The organism is Photobacterium ganghwense, assembly GCF_003025595.1.
GTDB classification, from domain to species: Bacteria; Pseudomonadota; Gammaproteobacteria; order Enterobacterales; family Vibrionaceae; genus Photobacterium; species Photobacterium ganghwense.
Window position 1 is genome coordinate 360,340 of the sequence record NZ_PYMI01000004.1, and the last position, 23,706, is coordinate 384,045.

General features: G+C 43.3%; 14 protein-coding genes and 2 pseudogenes. 8 read left to right on the forward strand and 8 right to left on the reverse strand.

Translation table 11 applies throughout. From position 1 onward, the window contains the following. Positions 1–12 precede the first annotated feature (12 nt). The 3 genes from rarD (at position 13) to C9I92_RS16060 (ending at position 2,355) form a co-directional block, all read left to right on the forward strand. Positions 13–909: an EamA family transporter RarD gene (gene rarD, locus C9I92_RS16050; RefSeq protein WP_047886013.1), complete on the forward strand. Its 897-nt coding sequence runs from the start codon at positions 13–15 to the stop codon at positions 907–909. A 227-nt stretch (positions 910–1,136) separates the two neighbouring features. Continuing rightward, positions 1,137–1,601 (forward strand): globin family protein, encoded by a 465-nt coding sequence (locus tag C9I92_RS16055; RefSeq protein WP_047886014.1) that lies wholly within the window; start codon positions 1,137–1,139, stop codon positions 1,599–1,601. Further along, a complete protein-coding gene (locus tag C9I92_RS16060) occupies positions 1,561–2,355 on the forward strand; it encodes a hypothetical protein (RefSeq protein ID WP_047886015.1) in 795 nt (264 codons plus the stop codon). The genes C9I92_RS16055 and C9I92_RS16060 overlap by 41 nt, the downstream gene beginning before the upstream one ends. Before the next feature lie 209 nt (positions 2,356–2,564). On the opposite strand, the gene C9I92_RS16065 is transcribed toward C9I92_RS16060, so the two are convergent. The 4 genes and pseudogenes from C9I92_RS16065 to nrdD form a co-directional block, all read right to left on the reverse strand. Then, positions 2,565–2,825: a DUF2960 family protein gene (locus C9I92_RS16065; RefSeq protein WP_047886016.1), complete on the reverse strand. Its 261-nt coding sequence runs from the start codon at positions 2,823–2,825 to the stop codon at positions 2,565–2,567. Positions 2,826–2,873: 48 nt separating this feature from the next. Beyond that, the gene (locus C9I92_RS16070; protein WP_047886017.1) at positions 2,874–4,931 is read right to left on the reverse strand and encodes an EAL domain-containing protein; all 2,058 of its coding nucleotides are present in this window, start codon (positions 4,929–4,931) and stop codon (positions 2,874–2,876) included. 661 nt (positions 4,932–5,592) lie between these two features. After that, positions 5,593–6,084 (reverse strand): anaerobic ribonucleoside-triphosphate reductase-activating protein, encoded by a 492-nt coding sequence (nrdG, locus tag C9I92_RS16075; RefSeq protein ID WP_047886018.1) that lies wholly within the window; start codon positions 6,082–6,084, stop codon positions 5,593–5,595. Between the two features lie 271 nt (positions 6,085–6,355). Continuing rightward, positions 6,356–7,627: pseudogene (nrdD, locus tag C9I92_RS16080) on the reverse strand (anaerobic ribonucleoside-triphosphate reductase); the annotation flags it as partial. A 109-nt stretch (positions 7,628–7,736) separates the two neighbouring features. On the opposite strand from nrdD, the gene C9I92_RS16085 reads away from it, so the two are divergent. The 5 genes from C9I92_RS16085 to C9I92_RS16105 are packed head-to-tail and all read left to right on the forward strand — an operon-like array spanning position 7,737 to position 16,646. Then, positions 7,737–9,245: a tyrosine-type recombinase/integrase gene (locus C9I92_RS16085; RefSeq protein WP_047886019.1), complete on the forward strand. Its 1,509-nt coding sequence runs from the start codon at positions 7,737–7,739 to the stop codon at positions 9,243–9,245. Further along, on the forward strand, positions 9,242–13,084 hold the full coding sequence (locus tag C9I92_RS16090) for a hypothetical protein (protein ID WP_047886020.1): 3,843 nt from the start codon (positions 9,242–9,244) through the stop codon (positions 13,082–13,084). The genes C9I92_RS16085 and C9I92_RS16090 overlap by 4 nt, the downstream gene beginning before the upstream one ends. Next, positions 13,077–13,697 carry a hypothetical protein gene (locus C9I92_RS16095; RefSeq protein WP_040122804.1) on the forward strand — a complete coding sequence of 207 codons (621 nt, stop codon included), beginning with the start codon at positions 13,077–13,079 and terminating at the stop codon, positions 13,695–13,697. Before C9I92_RS16090 ends, C9I92_RS16095 begins: the two co-directional genes overlap by 8 nt. Before the next feature lie 2 nt (positions 13,698–13,699). Continuing rightward, positions 13,700–14,245: a hypothetical protein gene (locus tag C9I92_RS16100; RefSeq protein WP_047886021.1), complete on the forward strand. Its 546-nt coding sequence runs from the start codon at positions 13,700–13,702 to the stop codon at positions 14,243–14,245. After that, positions 14,232–16,646: an AAA family ATPase gene (locus tag C9I92_RS16105; protein WP_047886022.1), complete on the forward strand. Its 2,415-nt coding sequence runs from the start codon at positions 14,232–14,234 to the stop codon at positions 16,644–16,646. The genes C9I92_RS16100 and C9I92_RS16105 overlap by 14 nt, the downstream gene beginning before the upstream one ends. Before the next feature lie 225 nt (positions 16,647–16,871). Here the strand turns inward: C9I92_RS16105 and C9I92_RS16110 are convergent, their stop codons facing one another. The 4 genes and pseudogenes from C9I92_RS16110 to istA form a co-directional block, all read right to left on the reverse strand. After that, complete coding sequence (locus C9I92_RS16110; protein WP_047886023.1) at positions 16,872–17,750, reverse strand: bacteriophage abortive infection AbiH family protein; 879 nt, start codon at positions 17,748–17,750, stop codon at positions 16,872–16,874. A gap of 90 nt (positions 17,751–17,840) precedes the next feature. Next, the gene (locus C9I92_RS16115; RefSeq protein WP_047886024.1) at positions 17,841–20,789 is read right to left on the reverse strand and encodes a UvrD-helicase domain-containing protein; all 2,949 of its coding nucleotides are present in this window, start codon (positions 20,787–20,789) and stop codon (positions 17,841–17,843) included. 1,265 nt (positions 20,790–22,054) lie between these two features. After that, positions 22,055–22,831: an IS21-like element helper ATPase IstB gene (istB, locus tag C9I92_RS16125; RefSeq protein ID WP_047886025.1), complete on the reverse strand. Its 777-nt coding sequence runs from the start codon at positions 22,829–22,831 to the stop codon at positions 22,055–22,057. A gap of 125 nt (positions 22,832–22,956) precedes the next feature. Then, positions 22,957–23,664, reverse strand: a pseudogene (istA, locus tag C9I92_RS16130) (IS21 family transposase); the annotation flags it as partial. Positions 23,665–23,706: the final 42 nt, after the last annotated feature.

The window sequence follows — 23,706 nt, forward strand, 5'->3', positions numbered from 1 at the left end:
GGTTCACCGTTTATGCGTACTCAACGTGTCGGCAATGCGCTGGCCGCTTTTTCGTTTGTGCTATGGGGCATTCTTCCCCTTTACTACCAGTTTTTACCGGAAGCAGATATCAATGATCTGCTGGCGCTGCGTATCCTGTTTTCCGTTCCCTTTATGTTACTGGTAATGGGGATGCTAAAGCGCCCGTTCCCAAGCCTCCATACTTTATGGCAGGACAAACGTTCACTGGCGGTTTCCGGCCTTGCCGGTCTTATCATGTGCATATCATGGTATGCCTTCACCTGGTCATTGACCCACGGACAGGTTCTGGCCGCCAGCCTGGGTTTCTTTATCAACCCACTCTTTGCCGTCACTCTGGGTGTCATCTTCCTCAAGGAACGGTTATCAGCCGCCCAGTTCGTTGCGGTACTGCTGGCTATTGCGGGCATCGGCTATCAGGTCTGGTACTACGGTGAGCTGCCATGGCTGTCACTCATCATGGGTAGTTTTTTTGCCCTGTACGGGCTATGCAAGAAATTCATCCGGTACGATGCGCTGACATCCGTTACCCTGGAATCCGCGCTGCTATCACCGTTTGCGTTGTTGTTTCTGCTGTTCTCCGGGTTCCAGGGAACCAGCACAGCGCTGTCGTCTGACACCACAACCTTGCTGCTATACATAGGCTCTGCACCTGTCACTTTGCTGCCGCTGATCTTTTTTGCCCTGGCCATTCAGCGAACCAGCCTGACCATGGTCGGACTGATGCAGTACATTGAGCCATCGTTGCAGTTTATGCTGGCAGTCTGGCTTTTTGGTGAAATGTTTGAACCCGCAAAGGCGATCAGTTTCGGTTTGATCTGGCTGGGGCTTGTGATTTGCAGCCTGGAAGCTTTAGGTGGCCACCTCCACCACAAACTCCGCGCCAGCTAAAAACCTGCCAATTGGGCGTATTACTTAAGCCTTCCCACTCCGGCCTTAAGGCCGGAGCTGGCTCACTCTTTTCGGTTCATTTCGCTGTTAGAATAAAACTTGTTCAGTTGCACGCAGTGAATTCAGTTGCACCAAATAGATTCAGTTGCACTAAGTGGATTCAGTTGCATATCGTTATTGCATTGCCATACTCATAGCATGGGCTGACGCTTTCCCAGGGAGTGAAAGTGCATTCTCACCAAATTTTTAATGACAGCTACCGCCGCTGCCTCAAGCACGAGCGTTTTTTTGACGTGTTCTATAACATTTTCTGGTGCCGGGATGAGAGGTTCCGGAAGATGTTCAAAGGCGTGGACATGGCAAGGCAAATCAAAATGCTGAAATTCTCCATTTCCATGCTCATGCTCTGCGCCACCTCGGCCAATGCCAGAGAAGCGATTCGCTTATACGGCTGCCGTCACGGTTCAAGTGGCCCGGGCGGTATTGGTGCGACCGCCGCCGATTATGATATCTGGCTCGACTGCCTGATTGACACGGTGGAACTGTGTGATCCCAAATTTGATGAATCGGTCGCTGCAGCCTGGAGACATTGTTTTGCGTCGGGTATCGCTATAATGAAGGAAGAATGTGAAACGGTAAGCCGTCGTGCCGATGAACAAACTTCCACCAGCGAAATCCACCCAGATTTATGACTGGCGCTACGGCCTGCTGGTCTCTGTTGCCGTTATTCTGGGATTGCTCACGCTGCTTTTCTCTCCTGTGTATCAACCCGCTGATTTTTATGACTATGCAGACCAACGCACGTTTGCTGGCATCCCCAATTTCCTGAACGTACTCACTAATCTCGGGTTTGCCCTGGTGGCCTTGACGGGGTTATGGCACCTGTACACAAGCCACCTCACAATTATTCCTACCTTCGGACAAGCCTATCAGTTGTTTTTTATCGGGTTATTACTCACATCACTGGGGTCTGCGGTTTACCATTATCAACCTGGTCCTCTCACGTTGGTCCTTGACCGTATCCCTATTGCGATCAGTTTCATCAGCCTCTATGGCATTGTTGTGGCTGAACACCTTTCCCTCCAATTGGCTAAAGCGATGATCTGGCCGCTGCTTGGCTACGGTGTCCTGTCTGTCAATTACTGGTACATGACAGACATTCCTGCAGGGCAAGGCAACCTGGCGCCGTACATTCTGGTCCAACTATTACCCATTATTCATATACCGATGATTTTATGGTTTTACCCGAGTGCTGAACCTGCAACCACACGATATTACTTCATGGCACTGGGACTATATCTGCTGGCCAAACTGGCAGAGGTAGCCGACCGGGAAATCTACGATCTATTGGGATTTAGTGGCCACAGTCTGAAACATCTTCTTGCGGCTGGGGCGGGCTATCTGGTGTATGTTGGCTGGCGAATAAGAGCCCGGCGAACACACTGATAAAGGAAAGAGATATGCTGGCAGCAGTTATAAAACAGCGGATTAAAAACGCTAAATTAAAAGAGCAAATTAAAGCAGATAACAAAAAGTCCCGTCAATAAGGACAGGACTTTTCTCATGCACTGCCGACTGAAAATGTCACTCGGGCAATAACATAGTCATAAATAATAGAAAAAGTATAGAAAGCAGGGAGCCAGGTTCCCAGGCCCTTACTTGTGGCCAACACCACGATTTTCTTTCTGAGCCAATGCGATTTTGCCAAAGCCCAGCTTCCGGAAATGGCTGTCGCGATAATCACGCGCCGCCTTCTGGGTCGAAACAGCTTCCACCTGCTGCTCCATTTTTAGAAATTCCTTCAGATCAATGCCTTCTGCTGCAGCAACGGCTTCATGAATTGTGCGGTATTGTGAGTAGGAAAACGACAGTGTCTTCTCTTGGTTCTTATAGGTGTAGATAATAGTGCGCGACATAACGCCTCCGACTGCAGAATGAAGAGGGCGAATTTACCCTGTTTCTTCTCAAGATGAAAGTGCCACTTCGCCAGCATCCCATGTCTTCAATGCCGACAATGCCTGAACCGGCATCGGTTGAAAGAAATAATAGCCCTGCACGCAGCCGGCACCCTGCTCCCTGGCCAACATAAGCTGTTCAGCTTTTTCAATGCCTTCCACCACCACTTCTGCTTCACTCATTGCCCCCAGCTGAACCGCGACAGAAAAAAGGCTCTTTCCTTTGTCACTGCCACTGTTGCCAATCAACGAGCGATCAATCTTGATGCGATCAAAGGTAAAATGGGATAAATGCGCCAGAGAGGCATAGCCTGAGCCAAAATTATCCAGCGCAATCGCAATGCCCCTCGCCCGCAATTTAGCAATCATTTTCGCCGTTTCACGCGGATCCTGTACTAAGCCTTCTTCGCGAATTTCCAGACAGAGATCGGAAAAGATCAGTCCGTTTTCAACCACCGTCTGACAGACCCGATCAGCAAACGCCGGTTGAGCAAGACTGGCAGAAGAAACATTAATACAAAGACGACAACCGGATGGCCGCCCTAATTTCACAAAATCAGCTATTGCGTGTTTCAGTACCCAGTCATCAACCTCGGCCATCAACCCCAGCCGCTCATACGAGGATAAGAAGGACGGAGGCGTCACAGCACCATCCGCCCCTATATGCCTGAGCAATGCTTCCACAGCCACAATCCTGCCGCTGTGACTATCCACCTGAGGCTGATAATACAGTGCAAATTGTCCCTGCTTTCTGAGCATGTCTATCTCGCGCTGCGCCATCATGTGCAACTGCATCGACGGAAAGTGCCCGGTTACCCGATTAAGACTATCGACGCCATCATTTTTCATCATCCGGTTTGTCATCAGTACTGTGATGCTGTGTCCGGCCGCCTGATTGTCCATGATTCTAAAAAATGGGTAGTAAAACAGCATACTCAGGCCAATCAGCCCCAGTTGAAACAAAGCAACAGACCACTCTCCGCCGCTGGCAAAATAACCACTCAGTACCGGTGGCGTGATCCAGGGTTGCACTTCGGTGAGTGGAGCAATCAGACCAGAAGAAATCGCGCTATACGCCAACAGATAACTCAATAAAGGTGTCAGCATGAAAGGAATCAGCATGATCGGGTTGAGGATGACCGGGATCCCAAACAGAATTGGCTCATTAATATTAAACAAGCTAAAGATCAGTACGATTTTTGCCAGCAGCCGATACCCTTCACAACGTCCAAACAGCAAAATACACAATACCAGCCCAAGGGTATTGCCAGCTCCACCAATTCCGGTGAAAAAGTCATAAAAGTTGGTGCTGATGATATTGAGTTCATCACCCAGATTCCGCCAATCTGCCATATTAGCAACACTCAGATCATATAATCCTGATTGATAAGATTGCAGGAAATCATGACCATGAATGCCCATTCCCCACAAGAAACCGCGTACCAACTCGTAGATCAACCCGTCATGAAATGACAACGGATTCAGTAACGGCAAGTTGAGTGAGGGGGAGATGACGCTCGATAGCACCAGAGAAAGAGCGGTACTGCCAAGGAGCAGGGCTGTCAGAGTGCTAGCCGCCAGTATTACAAATCGGTACAACTGCTGGCCATCCTCATTCAGCCAAATATCGCACATGCCGGTCAGCCGTTGAAACTGAGCGCATCGCTTGAACCGATGCAATATCAGACAGGACGCATACGCCGTCAACAATGCCACAACCAAACTGTTGGGTATCGGCACTTTAATGGCCAGCAGTCCCCACTGATATGAGACGAACATGTATCCAAGCAGCGCACAAAAAATGGCGCACCCTTTGTGGATTCTGTGCATGGAGGCGTAGTAACTGGCCAAATAGAAATTGACCAGTATAGGGAAAAGATAACTGGTCACTTCCCCCATATAATTAAGAATAACACTGGCCGACTGCCACCCGAATACACCCGCCAGTTCTGCCATCAGAAACAGGCAGGCTGCCAGCATAGTAATGGGTAAAGCCAGAATAAAGACATGACTGACCGCAACGGTGTACGGATTCTCTGAAAGCAGAGACACTATTTTTTTTAACATTCCCTGTCCATAAGGCGTTATTTTTATACGACTTTGCTTATTCCGATGGCGTTGTAACGGACGGCCGACGTGCTAGTGAATCATAACAAAATCCATTTTTATTATGGGGTTTTATCCCGAACATTCACTGACTCTGCGAGTCATATAACACATATTCGCAACGCTTCTAGTGTTTTTACAGCATAAAAAATACCTCTGAAAATGTAGCCACAAATTTCAAATTTGATTAGCTAATTATCTTATTATCCATAGCGATAGGTTATATCAGTACAATATAAGCGCTGCCTTAATCAGTATCCGAGTATTAAAGACACCGACCTGAATCAAACAACAATGCGATGGAACAGCAATGTGAAAAAATGAAGGGAATGACAATCGCGAAAAAGTGGAAAAGTGGAAAAGTGGAAAAGTAAGTACGTCAGAAAATGAGAAAGGAAAAAGCCGCTTTCTGGAAAAAGGCGCTGTGTTTACAGCTTGAAGCTTGCATAAACGCTACGCTCAATAACCCGGAATTAAAAGCCAGCACCGTTTCAGAGCCAAAGCACATTCTACTTTCAGCTGTACCGTCACAATAGCCAATGACGATATCACTGTACTAGGATTTTCGCCGTTAGTTCGTCAATGGCTCTTCTGGGGTTTTGGGGGCGATTTGACCGCGACTTTAGCTCTTTGACCAAGCGGATTCTGGCTCATTCAAATAGTGGATAACCTGATTAGCACTTCCGCGCCATAACAACGATGGATCGTAGTGTTCCTGTTCGAATTTCCCGTCAATCACAACATCAACATGACGGATAACGGCTTGCTGCGCGTCATTAAGTTTAGCCAGTGTATACCCAGTCCAGAGCCAGATATCCTTGTCCGGACATTCTCGTCTTACACGTTCAACCAGGCGTTGTATCGCGGCAACGTTCACCGGATGCAAAGGATCCCCGCCTGAAAGTGACAAGCCACGACGTTTAATTCGGGAATCATTCAGATCCTTAATAACCTGATCTTCCATCGCCTGCGTAAACAAATGGCCCGAGTCCGTCCGCCAGGTGCTCTGGTTATAACACCCTTTACACTGATGCTCACAGCCGGAAACAAACAGGGTACACCGCGTTCCCGGCCCATTCACCACATCTACCGGGTAATATTTTTGATAATGCATGACTTTACTCTACCCATCCGTCTGTCACCCCTGCCTGCTACTACTGAGCCAAAACAACGAACGTGTAAAAACCAGATATTAACAAAACGGGTTTAAAACTAAGCTACTAAGCTACTAAGCTACTAAGCTACTAAGCTACTAAGCAAAATAACAAAGCGCCGAAAAACAGCGCTTTCAAAATTTCAGGGTACCCAAGAACTGCCGTGATTCGGCCTATTCTGCCATATCGCCATCACGACACCACAGCACCACAGCACCACAGTAAAAGTCGCTACATATGCTTAACGCGGCGTTTCACTTCTTCCTGTTTACCAAAGTTGAACGGGCGCGCATCCGGGCTCCCCAGATAACCACAGACCCTACGTGTAACCGACACCTTGGCCGGATTATGGTTACCGCATTTCGGGCAGGTAAACCCTTTACTGGTACAGGCAAATTCGCCGGTAAAGCCACACTCATAACACTCATCAATTGGGGTGTTGGTGCCGTAGTACGGGACGCGGCTGTAACTGTAATCCCAGACGTTTTCGAGTGCTTCAAGGTTATGCTGGATATTCGGGTATTCCCCGTAACAGATAAACCCACCATTAGCGATTTCCGGATACGGCATTTCAAAATCAATCTTATCGTAAGGATTGACCTGCTTTTCTACATCCAGATGGAAACTGTTGGTGTAATAACCTTTGTCGGTTACACCTTCAACGACGCCGAACTCTTTCGTGTCAATTGCACAGAAACGGCTACACAGGTTTTCACTCGGTGTGCTGTACAGGCTAAAGCCATAACCGGTTTCTGCCTTCCAGCGATCCGTTGCCGCTCTCAGGTGCTGCACTATCGCAATGGCTTTCTGGCGCAACTCATCGCTATCGTAGACATGACGCTCAGCCCCATACAGCGCGTTCATTGTTTCATGAATACCAATATAACCCAGCGAAATAGAAGCACGGCCATGCTTAAAGATTTCCGCCACGTTATCATCAGCTTTCAGACGCACGCCACACGCCCCTTCCATATAGAGAATCGGAGCTACCCGTGCCTTCACCCCTTCGAGACGACTAATGCGGGTTTCAAGTGCGCGGCGGGCCAAGTCCAGTTTTTCATCCAGAAGACGATAAAAACGGGTTTCATCCCCTTTCGCCTGCAACGCAATGCGAGGCAAGTTAAGGCTGACCACTCCCAGGTTGTTACGCCCTTCATGAACCAGCTCGCCTTTTTCTTCATACGGCCCAAGAAAGCTACGACAGCCCATTGGGGTTTTGAAAGAACCGGTGACTTCCACCACTTTGTCGTAGTTCAGAATATCCGGATACATACGTTTTGACGCACATTCCAGCGCCAACTGCTTGATGTCGTAATTCGGATCCCCTTGCTTGTGGTTCAACCCGTCTTTTATCGCAAACACCAATTTCGGGAAAACCGCCGTTTTACGATTTTTGCCCAGTCCGGCGATACGGTTTTTCAGGATAGACGACTGAATCAGGCGCGATTCCCATGAGGTGCCTAAACCAAATCCAAAAGTAACAAACGGTGTTTGCCCATTATGTATTATATTAGTCACTCTCACGCAACTTTTAATAGAAATATAACATTGAGCCTTATATAACAATGAGTTATTGTTATATTAATTATAATTCAGGATTTTGACTACTCTCATGAAGTTAAAAAATGTCAGATACGTAACCAATAGACAAACGACGATTGTTAAGTCTCGAGTAGTCGAAACGACCTCTCATCACCTCTACAGGATTAGTGATGGTTGTGAAATCGAGGAATTTCGGTCTTACGAAGAGGAAGTGGTACGTCTAGCAGAAACTACAACTAAAAAGCAAAATTTGAGTCCTAACACTCTCAATTCATACAGAGGAGCTGTCATTAAATTTATAGATTACCTCCATGAAGCTGGTGTTATGGGATCTGATATCCCTTTAAATTTAACTCATGCACATAAAGTAATTACTAGCTACCCAGCATACATCCAAAAAGAGCCAAGAAAGAATGCCACGCATGAAGTTCTAGTTCTGCGAGAGTTAATGGAAAGCTTCCGCCCCAAGCTTGGTAATAACGCAATGAATGTGCATTTAAATGCAATTGAGCACTACATCAAAATATCTGAACGTTATGCTAGGGCAGCTCATACCAGAGCCTGCCGCGCAGTGGGAATCTCTCCATCAGAGACCGAATACCAGCCGTTGTTTGATCAAGTTTGGAATTCATCGGAACTTTCACATTCACAAAAATTATATTGGCAGAATAATACCGCTCTGGGTGGAATTCTCGGTGCGCATAATATTAAAGGAGAAATGAATCAAATATTCTCACGTCAGCCTTCTGATGAGTCGCATGTTCGCGATAAAGTTACGATTACGCAGGAAGAAATAAAAACCTTGCTCAATCAGGAATCCTTATCGGTTCGTGATAGAACGTTATATGCCCTGCTATTCGCTAGCGGATTACGGATTAGTGAAGCATTGCTACTCCAATTAGCACATATTGATTTTACAGAGCGAAGGATTTTTTTAACCCCAAACATATCAAAACGTGGTTTAACCTTAGAAGAAATTAGATTATGTTCTGCATGGAAAGGGCGTAGAACTCTGAACAACGAAGTAAACCTGTTTGGTGTAGCTGAAGAAATTTTCTGGAATTCACTGCACGAACTCCTAACATCTATGATCACTGATTATAGCCATGATTTTTTGTTCACATTTGAGAAAGGTATTAATAAAGGTCGTCCTTACCTACTGACTCAAAGAGCCGATGAAAAACGAAGTCACTCTAATATAGTTACCCGATTCAAAAAAGCTTTAATGGATGCTGGCATTTCAGAAGAACTACTACACGGGCCGCATTTTGCTCGACATGCACTAGTTTTCTATTTAAATACTGAATGTCCTCGCCTAACTGAAGATGGAAAGCTAATTTACGGTTATGAACTTAACGACATCAGCAAATTGATAGGTCATACAAACCCTCTTAGCACAGAAAAATACAACAGAGACAATTCAGAAAAATTAAATCAAGAGCACAAGCTTGCTCGTGAGGTTACACGCCTGAACTTAAATGAACAACAGGCTGAATTACTGAAAGAACAACACTATCATCTAGCTCAAGCAAAAAAATTAGAGGGGATGCTATTGAAATTAGAGGATCATAAAAAATGATATTCAATACAACAAATTCACTTTATTACCCCGCTGGTAAAGACAAGGCTAATAAGCGTTGTAAAGAAATTTCTCTAGATCTTAAGACTCGTGTATCTGCGTTTTTTTCTAATGTCGGTGTTGACAAAAAGTTTTGTATTCCAGAGATGGAAATATTAGATCGAAGCTCAAACATTAGTATAGGCAAGGCTGATGTACGATGTGTAATCTGTGAAATAGCTGAAAATGTCACGGATACAGAAAAACTATTTTCAATCGCAACTCAAACAGCTAGCGCTTCCAACTTTGCAACCAGAAAGAGCAACGCAAACAAACATAATCACAAGGGAAATATTGGTGCGGTCGCATTCATAAAACAGACTGAGAAATTATTTCTATCAATTGGAATTAAGCCTGAACAAATTAGTAAAGGGGCATATCAAGCAGTAATATTATATTCTAGGTTAATATTGATCAAACTTTGGAGAGAGGGCTTAGTTGTATTACCAGTTACAGCCGATTTTGAGCTAGGATCGAAACGTTTTGAAGAGTTTACTCAGTTTAAACCGAGTAACCACAGGTCAAAACCTCCAATGTATGGAGCGTCTAAAGATTACTGCGTGTTGTTACAAAATGAGTTTACACAGCTTATTAACGACATTCAGAGCGCTACTCCACTAGAGGCACTAGTTATCGAACATGAAGAAGGAAGATGTTACGATGCAATTTCAAGTATCCTCTATTGTAGTACTCTATATACACCTGAAAAGATTAATATAAAATCTTACGATGATGTTATAAAACTACTCTGCCTATATGACACTTTTGATATAAAGAGGCCTGCTGATGCCAGCCTGCTCAAGGAACTATCACGTGGAGTAATCCCATTTAAAGCTCTACGTTCTAGGCTAAAGGATTTCCGAGCCTTTGTAACCAAATTAGGTTGTCATAAAAAAGACATATTAAGTGGCCATACACGTGCTCTCACCGTTTCCTACAAATCTGAATTACTCCAACTCCAGTCTGTATCGCAATTTAATTTTGATGAGGTCATGTACGAGAAGGATGAAGAAGCTCTTTTTCAGTTCTTCGCTGACAATGATTACCAAGTAACTCAAGAATTTTACAGTCGCGGTTTGATTGAGAAACCTGACTTCAGAGCATGGGACACGTATAAGGACAACCACCTAAAAGCTCTTTCTAAACCTTCTTTCGCGAATGCCCAATGGGGATGGAATGTAATTTACCAATACATTGGTTATCTATCTTGTTGGTGCGATATGTTTCCAGAACAAGCAGAAATAGAAGGCATATTCACTCCAACGAGATTTAGGGATATGGATAGAGAAACATTCGTTGTTCGCTCGCATTCCAATCAAGACAAAGATACTGACCAATGGCCACGCACACTGAGCGATTTTTTACTACGCAAATCAGCTTCGGTGGCGACATGGGTAAAGGCTGCAATTAATTCAGTTGAGGATAATTTTCGTTTTAATACCGAACACGTTGGCTCAGGAGGTAAACTGCTATTACCAATGGAATTCACTAACGCTTGGCATAAATCACAACGAGGCGTCAAGTTAGGATCTCTGAGCGAGTCTGTCAAAAAGGTATTTACAAGAGATGAATACGCCGTAGTTTTACAAATCGCCTATGCCATTGAAAAATATGGTGCTTATCTCCAAGAGCGGGTGCTAGAAGGATATAATTATCAACTACTTGGTTTCAGGCCTGCAACATCATACCACACTGATAATCAATATAGATTGGTTGAAATAGGAGCAAAGATTGAAACTCCTGTTGGTATACTAAAATATCAATTACATAACTCACCGCTAAATGGTGACATTATAGAGAAAAATCAGATTGCTAATGTGTTTCATTGGGCTATACCTTTGGCGTATTACGATGATGTTATACGCATTGGCGAAAATAATATTAAAGCTCTTAAACGTACAGTTTATTCCCATGATCGTGCAGGCTTTTCTCCAATAGTTTGGTATGTTAATGATGAACTTAAATACTCCTACGTTCGGTTAGATAGCCCCTCAAAAATCATAGAAAACCTGTTCTCGATGACTAATTTTGGGACCATAGAAACGAAAACAGAGCAGATAATCGCACCGCTTTTGGGGCCCATCAGAGGGATTATCGTGGCACTTGAACAAGGTATACGGCATAAACATATCCGTTACCTAGATAAACGTTTTTTTGATCAGTTCGTAGATCTGAAAAGTGAGGATGGTATTGTTCAACTATTGATAAGTACTGACAAAAGCCGAAGAAAACCATGGAAGGCAAGTTCACACATCGACGTCATAACAATGCTTAGAGCTGAAAGGGACTTTCAAAATTTGAGAGCAGATGTTAACAATCTAATTTGTTATAATGATACAGGTTTGGAAATCGACGTACTATTTCGGAACGCATCAGGACAACCATTTTCAGAAATGGTGTGGTCAGATATCTGGAAGGCATTTCTGAATATCTCACAAGGAATCATCAATCACTCTTTCAACCATATCATGGAGGAATGCGAGTTTGTAAAAATAGTTCCATTATCAAGTAAAGATAGTATGACATTTCAAACGGTTGAAAAAGTAATCTCAGCTGATAGTGAGTACGTTGCCCGAGCAAAGGTTCCAGGGAAAAGCCCCAAACTTGGGTTTGATGCTCAGGGGCATCGTGTAAAACTACTGGCTTTATTGTCTCCCCACTCAACTCGAACAACGTACGTTAGCCACCGAGTTGGCTACATTCCTTTAGAGACTGTTAGTAAAAACATTGGTCATATGAAGGTAGGTACAACCATCTATTACTTCAAGGAGACGGAGGAAGAAAGAGCACGTAAGGTTGGTGAATACCGTAGAGCCAATCTGATGCTAGTACGTGGCAACAAGAACACAGATAAAATCGTTCCTATCCACACTAGTGATGTATCCCAATCTCAAGTGAAGGAATCATTCAAACATAGCCCTTATGAGACAATGAGCTTATACGGTTTTACATCAATTCCAATTGTAACTGTTGATGATGACGGTAATGAGATCATTAACCCTACAGGTATGGATCTTGTAACTACAACTCCAATGTCGATGATTGCATTTTCATCAACCCATATCTGTGTTCACAACATGGAATGCCCATCAGAAATAATAACTGAAAACGGTGGTTATCAACGATGTGGAGTATGCCGAATTAAGATCTGCCATGTAGACAACCTGATATCAATTTCGCGTATAGTTCAACGGTTGGAGCTAGATTTAAAGAGCAACGTAACTTCCCTAATTAATCTGAACAGAAGTAAAGTTGATGATCAGGTTGTTCATAAAATCGAGGTTACTCAGCTTAAACGAGAGCAATCTGTTTTGAAAAGTGAATTGCTTGGTTGGCAAGCTGCTCTGCGTATCGTAGAACAAACACGTTTAAAGTTACTGGAAAAAAAGAATACCAGCAAGTTTATTGTTTCTGCACCACACATGTTATCAGAGACAATATCTTGCGAGACATTTAAGATGTCAGTCCCAGAGTTATTTTTAAATCATATGACCACTATGAGTGATGTTCCGTCACTAAACAGCTCAGCAGTTGAAAAAATTGTCGCGAAAATTGAGAAACGTATTCTGCTGGAATCTAAGCGTGCTAGTGAAGAAGTTATGAGAGGAGTCGAAAGCTGTTTCGTAAATCATTCTCTAGATCCTCGACACATTATGTCTCCAATTATGAGCATGTTGGATGCCAAAATTATCACTAAAGAACAACTCATAGACGTGATTGAGAATGATTTATCTAATACTCAACCTTTAATAAGAAGCCCATTGCAAAGTAATGTGCTAGAGGCGTTATCTAATGGGTAATAAAAAGAAGAGAACGGAGTGTCTCGCAGATCGAATAGAACGCGTTGTTGAGATACTTGATACATATATCAAGACCCCAAGCCTCAAGGTCAGTATATCAAATATGGATCAGCTAGCGAGTAAATTAGCTAGGGAAACGGGAATTGGATACTCCACGTTGCTTAAGAGCACGGCTAAAGGTGGTTACTATCGTGAATACCTCGATAGTGCATTACTAAAAATTGCACCTAGCATGAGTAAAATAGGCTCATTGGCGCAACCTGAACCAAAAAATTGGGTACACCAAAAGGCTATATATGAGTCCAAAATTGGAATTTTAAACGAAAAGATAAACAAACTGAGATTGAATCTACAACAGGTCGAACTAGCACTTTCTACTGTGTCTCAGTCCAAACTGACACTACATGAGGTATCTGATATCAGACAAGCGGACATTGGAGTTGAAATGCTATGTAGAGCACTTGCCCGAATCCTGGACCATGAAGAAGTAGGATTAGACTTAATGCCCGACGGGAGTATTGAGTATTTCGGTGAAACTCTTGTTAGTTCAGATCAGGCTCAACCCTACTTAGCTTGGCAGGAACGTACCAAACCTGCTCCTCTCAAAGGATAAAGATGAACATTGAACCAATCAAACTGACAGCAGAGCAAGAGAAGCTGCGTGGTGTTGCCAAATCTTCGCTATACGTCCAATGTTATAAACAAGTGGTTAGTCAGATGCGTGATAAAGGGATCAAATTCCCACGCGACAAACGTGGTACGAATGAGCTGGGAATTAATGTGACCAAACTGGCTACATGGTGTGCTTTTAAGGATCGCGCAACATTGTATAACAACTCTACTATCAGGAAGGCACTTCCTGGAGACATACGAGATATTGGAATTGAGGATCAAGAACCAAAGTCAATAATAGAAAAAAAACATGAAAATTTAGTTGCTGATCAAGCAAGAGATATAAATGAACAAGGCGCTTTAATACTGACTCTCAATGCCCGCATACAAATGCTTGAGCAGCAATTGAAAGAGAAGGATTCAATAATATCTAATTTGGAAGTGAGTTTGGCAGGCTCTGAGCAAACTGTAAAAAACCATATGGAGTGCCATGCAGAGCAGATCGCTAATTCTATTCTCAGCGGAGGGCGGACATTTGAACGAGCTTAGATTATTGGTAACAAGTACTAGTAAATTAAGGAATTCTTATATTGTTTATGGTAATAGCACTGCGAACAATAAAAGACTGGCTGTACTTATCAAGAACGAAGATATATATAAGACACCTTGTGAAGGTGAAGTATGGATATTTTCTTGCACAAACAAAAATAATCTGGTCAATTACCGTTCTCAATACTCTGCTATATCAGGCAGGTTACTTTTATCTGCCTTTCATGATGTCGAGCACGATCTTAGTGTTCTAGAACGTGCATTACGTCAACATGAGTTACCTACCCTTACAAAGCAACTATTCTTCAAGCATCCCGAATTCCGAGGAATTGGTTGTGGAGAGCAACGAATAAAAACAGCAATTCGGAGAGTTGGATCTGCAAGACTGTTCTTAAATGAACTAAAAAACAACAATCTAGCTGCTATTGTTGATGCATTTAATAGTACCGAACGTGGACTCGCGTTTCTAACAGCATACAACTCCGTTCAGGCTGAATTTGAATCTATTGAATTTATCGAAATGGCTGGGTATGACAAACGTACGGCGCATAGACTCATCAGGTTATTAGGGCGAAACACAAAGGCTTTATTGACGAGTAATCCTTACGCTCCTATTCGCTTCGGCTGTAGATTTAATAATGCATGGGGGGTTGCCGAACGATTAAGAAAGACCAAAGAAATTAATATTCCAGACAACTCCCCTTTTAGATTGATTGGTGCAATTGACTACGTGGTATATCGCTCACTAAAGCAAAACCATACAGCTATAAGTAAAGAAAAATTCAGGGTAGCACTATCATCGTTGATTGGAGAAAAATTAGTTGATGTGGCTATTAACACAGGACTGTCACAAATGGTTCTATGCAGAACTAGTAAAGGAAACTATCAAGGTGTCGGATTAGCCTATCTTGAAAACATCGTCGAAAAATCAATGGCGAAGAAATTAGTCAATTCAATTGAAGCAAAACCATCAGATGAAAGAATCGTCACACTGATAAACGAGTTTGATGGATACTTATTTAAAATTAAGGGATTCCACCTTACAGAAGAGCAAAAAACACTCGCACTCAACTCGCTGAGCCATAATCTTTCAGTTACTCAGGGAGAGGGGGGAACTGGTAAAAGTACTGCTCTGGCATGCATTAAGTACGTGTGTAACCGTCTAGACAGAGCTGTATATTTTGTTGCAGTTTCAGGCATAGCCAAAAAACGTGTTAAGGATGAGTTGGAACGAATGCGAGTCATTCGAAAATCAAACATAAATCTTTTCGGAGACAGCGAAGATGAGGTATGTTGTTATACGGTGCGAGGGATAATTCGTCAGGTCGAACTAACCGTAGAAAATCCAAATATAAATAAAGCAATACAGCTACACCAGAAGCCACTAATTGTGTTTGATGAATCTTCAATGCTGGATTTATCACTTATAGTTGAGTTTGCATCTCTGTTCGATAAACATGCTATTGATTACAGTATCTCAATGGTGGGAGATATTGCTCAAATCGCTCCTGTTGGTTTTGGGGTTATTTGGCAACATCTCGTAAACCTAGGCAGATTGAAGCCTGATATTTTGCCATACAGTGAGCTTAGTACTGTCCATAGGCAGGAATCTGACAATCCGATCAGAGATGTTGCGAAACTTGTAAGAGCCGTAGGCCATCTCAAACAGGATAAATGGGATGACAGAACATATGAGTTTTCAAGCAATCCACTAAGCGCCCTAACCCACCTCAGTTCATTTAAAGGTCAAGCTGGCGTCTACTACCTGCAAGTTAATGACTCACAAATCATTGCAAATGCATATGCGTTATCCAAAAAGCTTGGGTTAGATAGTTCCCAAATCATCACACCTTTTTCAAATGCAGATAACCTACTTTCTACTGTATCGATAAATAACCAGTTCATAATAAATGAACGAAAGTGTGGCGACTCCCAAACTTTATGGGGATTTGGTACAGGTGAACGAGTTATTGTCACAAAAAACTTTGCACCACTTGATCTATACAATGGTGACATTGCAACTGTCACTGACATTCACTACGAACAAGTTGAAGCTGGCGGAGATATACAAAAGAAACTTGTCTGCCAGTTTAGTCAAAGGACTGTCACTATAGATGAGAACACTTGTTTTGATGCTGGGTTAGAACATTCTTATGGTATCACCATTCATAAAACACAAGGCTCAGAGTTTACCTTCACGATAGTTCTATTGCCCAAATCCACCTCCACATCTTTTGTGGAAAACAGTATGATTTATACAGCGCTAACGCGTTCTAAAACTGCCACCATTTTTATCGGTGACATGGAAATATTAACAATGGCAATTAACAGCAAACCCGCATACATGAGAATTTGTTCGGGGTTTGATCTTGACGCAGAGTTATCAAAGGCTAAAGTGTAATAACTCATAGTCGATCTTACACATCCGCTGATTGGTCGCAACTAGATCGTACAGTCGGCCTGCTTGTATCGTAACTTCCAAATGGACATGTTTTATCGCAATTGCTAATTTAGCAAAATTTTGATTGCTTAAAGTATTACAAAACTCGCTTAAGTCGATGTCCAGTCTTACAAGAGCAGATCAAACTGAGTTCGCTATATAACTCAAGTAATCTCAAACACTCGCCTATCCCGTTATTGGATAGGTTATCTCGAGATCACTAGAAGGTGATGAACTTAACCGATGTTGAGGCACACCAAGAGCTATCAATTTATCTTGGGTATACGATATGCCATCACCATAATTCCAGTTCTCCCAAACAGCATCAGGATAAGCTTCCAAGATGCATTTAAAGTACGCAACATCAATATCATTGACCGAATGGCCTATTACAATGATTTTTGTAACATCTCCGTAGCCTTCTAGTTGAGCACGATGACGTTCTAGTATCTCAGCTACTGGCTTGTGAAACTTATCTGTAACTGAAGCAACTGTTCTTTGGGACTCATCAAACCAAGGCTCGTCTTCATTCCATGGCATCGATGTAGATTGGTTGCCGTTCCCGATTCCATGACCAAAAATGACATTCGATCTGGCTTTACCATGAATATGCAGAACATCTTCGTCAGGAACTGAATATATGTCTTGGAGAGTAGATGTATAGTTGAAGTTAATGAACTTAGATCCATTAGGAAATTCAAATAATTGCGTGGCTGTGGTTACCTCTATTGCTCTTATCCAAGTTTTGAACGTATCTGTTACTGCATCCACCAATTCATCTACTTTTATAGTCATCTCATCTTCATAGCCATACAGTAAGCTACTTGAAGAGTCCGCCAGCTCATCTAAGCTTGGCTGTAATACGGCTTGCTCGCTGAAATCACCCTCATTGAAAACACCTAAGTTTTCTTCAAAGTTAGACCACTCTTGATCATCGTAAAACTCAGGGAAAAAGACAAAATGCTCGTTTAGATCATCATGATGGTTTTGATGGAAATGCCAATAACTTGTAGGTAATCCATTCTGAATATCAAAACCATTACCGATTATGACTAAAGTTGTCACGCCAATACTCCCCTACAGATAATATCTCAAAGTTACAAGTTACAAGTTACATAGTATAACAAGCAATAATCGCATAATCTTATGATTAGTCTACAAAATTCCAGAGTAAGGAATACGTTCATTCGCCCCAATTTTGCCTTTCACTTTAGGAGACAGTTTATCCCTGAACTTACACGAATCCTCGTTCTCCTCACCTTTGTAGCCAGAACAAGCTACATACACACCATACCTGCCTAGTCTTGTAATTTTGGGTGATTTGCAACGAGGGCATAGCTGGAACTTAGCCTTACAAGTTAAACACTCACCATACCTCGATTTCTTAACCGCTAGACCATCAGCACAGCATTCGCATTCAACAGCTTCCGTCAGACAGCCTAATCCTGTAGAGCACACGTAAGTACCACGCTCACCTTTCTTTGGCTTGAGGTATCCTGTTTTACAGTTGGGGCATTTCCTTGCAGCCAATTTTTCAGGAGTGAAGTGTTCTGACACTATATTGATTTTATATTCAGGACTAAGTAACTCAAGGACAAATTCTGAAGGCTCTTTCGGGTCAGCAACCAAATAGCAACGCTTCTTTGAACGAGTGATTGCTACATAAAACAAACGTCGTTCTTCAGCATGCGGATACATATCAACTGTTGGCATCAACGCACTTACAACCTCGTTCTCTTTTCTTTCAGTCGGGAAGCCGAAGTATCCTTGGTTTAAATCTAAAATAAAGCAGTAATCCGCCTCTAAACCTTTTGAACCATGCAACGTCCAAAACTTCATATTCTTGAACCCACGTTTCTTCGTGAAGCGCTGAGCTGCTGCTGTTTGACTCTTACGGTAACGGGTCAGGATACCAATTGAAGCATCAGCATCATCTGCATAGATTTCCTTTATCGCTTTCTCAACAGCATTCAAAGTAGCCTCATTAGGATCTTTTTCATTGGCATCATGATTATCAATCAGAAAGACTTCTGATGAATCAACTTGAGTATGCGTGACGATCTGCTTCTGGTATTGCTCTGGATTCTTCATTACAAAGCCGCCAGCAGTGTCAGCAATACTATTGTTGTATCGAAAGGTCTTTTGCAATTTGGTCAGGGCATGATTACCAACGTTATTTTGGAATCGTGTCGTGTATTCGAGCTTACCACCAACAAACGCATAGATAGCCTGCCAGTCATCCCCCACCACAGTGAGACTTGTTCCTGACGCTTTCAACAGCTCCATCAAGAAATTCCACCTAGAAACTGAGATATCTTGAAATTCATCAACAAGAATGTACTTCCACTCAGGCTTAAACATGCCCTCTTTCAAGTACTGAGTTGCCAAAAGGATCATGTCATCGAAATCAAGGTGGTTTCGGCTACGCAACTCACCAACATAGGCTTGTCTTAATCCCTCAATCAATTCCATATGACTGCGTGCATTTTGAATATCTGCTACTTCCAAACGACGCTGGATTTCATAACCCTCAATCGCCTCTGAACGAACGGCTGATAGCGTTTCGGAAAGCTCATTAACAGCATTTTTGATGAAGTCTTGCTTTCTTACAGCGTCAAGAATCTCTTCCTTCGATATTGGCTTAGGCACTACATTTAATGCCCTCAACTTAGCTTCTAATACGGCTTCAAGATTGCCCTCACACCAGTCATAGTGATAAGTATCAACCAGATCAGTCTCCATCTTTTCGTGAAGAGCTTTTTTGTCTTTGATTCCCTGATTGTATTTAGCTTTATTGATATCAGCTCTTGTGTTTTCCTCTCTATCGATACCAAAGTGCTCAATGTAAATCTGATCGCTTATTGCTCCCTCAACAGGTTTCACATAGAAATCTGGACGGTATGGAAAACCAATATTGATACCAAGACGATTGCTATAATCAGGCTCATACACATATTCAATGCCATTCTTGAATAGCCAGTTGCCAATCAATACCTCTTGATAGCCTTTTACCTCAACACCATTCAACGTGATGTACTTCTTACCTTTCAAAGCTTCTTGGTGGGCTTCTTCAGACTCAGATAGGAATGGGTTGTATGCGTAATATACCGTCTCAATGAAAGTGTTAAGATTTTCCTCACTCTCTTCGATGAAAGTAACAAGCCAATTATTGATAAATTCAAGCAATGCTGGCTTTTTTACCAACCAACTCATGTTCAATTTACGGAACTCTTCCACAGATTGCTTCTGAGCTGCGGCGATAACTTGGAAGCCACGGCTATGAAACGTGGAGATCTGCTTGTCGAGGTCATAATGGTGGATATTCGCAGCTTTCAGTCGTTCTTTGGAGCGAATACGAAGTTCTTCGGCAGCGGCATTACCATATGCCAACACCATTACTTCTTCAGGCTTAGCCAATTGTCTTTCAAGAATATCCGTTGTTTTTGCGACTATAACAGATGTTTTGCCTGTTCCTGCGGCAGCAAGAACCATATTGAAGTCATCGTGCTGAACTACTGATAATCGTTGTTCTTCAGTAAGTGGATTGCTCTCAATGCTATCGTAGAAGTTTTTACGGGCATTGAGCACTCTACTAACATGCAACTCTCTCAGATAGTTTGCAGAGCTTGAGATTGGACTTAACTCAGATAGCTTCTTAATCTTTTGTAGCGGTTCGCCTGATAGGTATATTTCCCAAGCATCAGGTGTCTTGTTAAATAACCGAACCATTGGTTCAATGATCGCTTGAACGTCAGGGATAGTCGACTCACGCAGATATTGACCTACTGCGGCTTTTGAAAATCGAGTGTATGTGTCTGTTATTTTGGATTCGATTGCTACTTGAATTGTTCGATTAATTGCGTGGAATTGTGGAATGATCTTTCTATGACTCAGACCACTAATAACAACCACCCCGTTATCAGTAGTGACTTGAAGATTGTGACCAAAGATTGAACGCTTTATGGTACAGAAACCAAGGATGTCAGAGTACTTGATTGTTCTCGAGGATAACTTATCCACCACCCTTAGGGAGTGCTTCCCGAACACCACTCCTTTGTACTTACCAAGTAAGTTGACTCTTGATTTTATGATCTTCTGAGGCATTTAATATTCTTGCATCGCTACACAGTAACTATGATGCCATAGAAGAGATAAGCAATGAACAAAAACTCATACATATCCAAGTTAATATAAGTGGTAAGGCTACGTTATACGGCGAGGCTGGCACAAAGTACTTGGTCGTTAGTTAAAATATCCCAACATAGAATTCTCATTATTTCCTCTGAAAAAGGCTTCGACACATTTTGGGGCAAAGGTGAGTTTACCGTGATCGGCGCAGACACCCCTCTGGCGGATAGGCGACACCCGTTACCGAGTGCCGCCCTCCTTAGAACCGTACGTGCAACTTTCACTGCATACGGCTCAAGCCTCCACAAAGGCGTACTAAGTTACCCACCTGCCATTAAGGCAGATTTTGCAATACACACCCAAAGCTTTAATACGTGCAATCAACAGCTTTCCAATTACAGGATTACCATAGAGCGCAGTAAGAAGATGCACTAACTTCAAATGAAGTCATCATTTGCGTTTCTTCATAAATAAAGTTCTTCAAGTTTTCTTGCAACGGGAGACCAACTGGAAGTGGGCCCACTTTCGTGCCAGACATAAGTCTATATCTGCATCATTACAATACAGCATTCGCTTTCTCCAGTATCCTCTACCTGCACAACTATTGGCAGTGTTCACAGACCACTTTCCCAGAGGGAGTAATACAGGCTTACCCTGTTCCGTATGTCACGCAATATCAGTTTAGATGCCCACTATAATGCGGAGAGCGTATCGATCACGAAAGAGTATTGTCCAACCTCTTTCCTACTCTCGTACCTTTTGGTCACAGCGTATTAACCACTTCCGCTGTTTCATCGTATAACGCATCTTACATGGATTCACTTTCATTCATCATGCTGACACCCTAGCACTTACCCAAATTGTGGTTTTCAGGAGGAACATCTTCTCGCGATTCTGTTCCCGTTCAGTGGTTCACTGAACTTCGTTACATTGTCAGGCTCGCTGCTTTATTCAGAGCCTTAGGGTAATCTGGTGATACAGATGGTTCACTCATATAGCGGTGAACAGCGCTTCATACGACTTCAGGTCGCACGGACATTTCCGTGTTACGATTTCTGGCGAACGTAGGACTCTCAGATAAATTTTGCTGGGGCAAAAAGAAAGACCTGACCCGAGTATTATTAGCCTTTATGTCATAGATAGCATTAGCAGTGTCAACGCCGCCTTAAAACTGACCCACTTATCGGCGTGATCGCCGAAGTAAAATTGACCCACCCACGTAATTAGTCTGTTCTTTGTAATTAATTCTGTAAGACAGTTGGAACTGTCCCAATGGCATTTTTGCCCCTTAACCGATAACTCTCTCCGCTGATCTGTACGATGTGTGAGTGATGCAGTAATCGATCTAGTAAAGCAGCTGTGAGCGTTGTGTCATCAGCGAACGCAGTTGACCATTGAGAGAACGGTAAGTTGCTGGTTACGATGACACTACCTCGCTCATACCGTTTGGCGATAACGTTAAAGAACAGATTCGCTTCTTCCCTGCCGAAGGGCAGATAGCCGATCTCATCGATGATTAGAAGTTTTGGCCCAAGTACGCTGCGCTTGAGATAGCTTTCCAACCTGTCTTGTTTCTTTGCTAATGGCAGTTGTAACATCAGGTCGGCGGCAGTAATAAAACGGGTTTTCAGCCCTTTTTGAACCGCCAGTTGTCCAAGACTCACGGCAAGATGGCTTTTACCCACACCACTTGGGCCAAGCAGAACCACATTCTCTTTACGCTCGATGAAGACTAGCCCTGTCAGCTCTTTGAGCTGCTTTCTTGGCGCACCTCTCACGAACTTGAAGTCATATTCCTCGAACGTTTTATCCATTGGGAAGCCAGCGAACTTAGTCAGCGTTGCTCGTGTTCTTTCCGCTCTGGCCTCCAGTTCCACATTGAGCAGTGATTCTAAGTAATCCGCCAGGCTAAGTTCCTGATTGAGTGCCACTTCAGCTAGCCTTGGCCATTCTTGCCCAACGGCTTGCAACTTGAGTACAGCACAGGCGGCTTCAATACGGCTCATCTGAAGGTTCATGCGCGTACCTCCAGAAGAGCGTCGTAAGTGGACAGCGGATGCTGGAAGCTTTCAAGCGGCACAACACTGTCGGTGAGAACTAATCACCGAACTTCGGCTGTTGGCTTTGGCAGAGCCTGAAGAGTAAAGCGCTCGACTTTCCCTTTGGTTTTGGCCCGATAAGGGCGACAGGCTTTCGGTTTAAAGTTGTATTTCTTGGCGGCGGCCAGCAGTGCGGAGTTCCAGCGATGTTGACCTTCACCATAGGCATCACGCTCTATTATGATGGCTTTTTCGTTGTCGAACAGCACTTCTTTAGGTACGCCGCCGAAGTATTCGAAGGCTTCTTCAAGGCCCGCTATCCAGTCTCCTTGCCGCTCGCGTTCAGTAAAGCGAACGAAGGTGGCGCGGCTGTAGCCCAGTGTTGCAACGAAGGCTTTGATACGTTTGCCATGATGGGTGATCGTGGTGAAGTCCACTTGCATCTGCTCACCAGGCTCGGTCTCAAAGCGAACGACTGGATCGGCAGGCATAGTTGGTCGGTATTGTTTGATGTGCTCTTTGAGCATGGTGATCCCACACTCATAGCCCAGCACTTTAATCTCACGCAGAAGAACCGTGGCGGGTATCCAGTGCGGCTTTGCCGCCTCTATGCGACTGAGTAAGTAGTCATGGTATGGCCCTAACTTTGTAGGCCGAGACTGGCGTTCAGGGTAAACAGAGAGTTTTTCTTTATTGCGGAGGTACGTTCGTACCGTATTTCTGGAAATGCCCAGTTGCTTGGCTATTCGGCGGATGCTAAATCCTTGTCGATGTAAAACGTGTATATCCACTAGTTGCTCCTGATTAATTATAATCCGCCGTTTTATCCATGATAACGAACGGATAGTTTGCCT

Bases quoted from the DNA above. Each gene is read 5' to 3' on its own strand.
- rarD (WP_047886013.1), top strand. From the start codon at position 13: ATGCGTACTCAACGTGTCGGCAATGCGCTGGCCGCTTTTTCGTTTGTG.
- C9I92_RS16060 (WP_047886015.1), top strand. From the start codon at position 1,561: ATGAACAAACTTCCACCAGCGAAATCCACCCAGATTTATGACTGGCGC.
- C9I92_RS16065 (WP_047886016.1), bottom strand. From the start codon at position 2,825: ATGTCGCGCACTATTATCTACACCTATAAGAACCAAGAGAAGACACTG.
- C9I92_RS16070 (WP_047886017.1), bottom strand. From the start codon at position 4,931: ATGTTAAAAAAAATAGTGTCTCTGCTTTCAGAGAATCCGTACACCGTT.
- nrdG (WP_047886018.1), bottom strand. From the start codon at position 6,084: ATGCATTATCAAAAATATTACCCGGTAGATGTGGTGAATGGGCCGGGA.
- C9I92_RS16085 (WP_047886019.1), top strand. From the start codon at position 7,737: ATGAAGTTAAAAAATGTCAGATACGTAACCAATAGACAAACGACGATT.
- C9I92_RS16090 (WP_047886020.1), top strand. From the start codon at position 9,242: ATGATATTCAATACAACAAATTCACTTTATTACCCCGCTGGTAAAGAC.
- C9I92_RS16095 (WP_040122804.1), top strand. From the start codon at position 13,077: ATGGGTAATAAAAAGAAGAGAACGGAGTGTCTCGCAGATCGAATAGAA.
- C9I92_RS16100 (WP_047886021.1), top strand. From the start codon at position 13,700: ATGAACATTGAACCAATCAAACTGACAGCAGAGCAAGAGAAGCTGCGT.
- C9I92_RS16115 (WP_047886024.1), bottom strand. From the start codon at position 20,789: ATGCCTCAGAAGATCATAAAATCAAGAGTCAACTTACTTGGTAAGTAC.
- istB (WP_047886025.1), bottom strand. From the start codon at position 22,831: ATGAACCTTCAGATGAGCCGTATTGAAGCCGCCTGTGCTGTACTCAAG.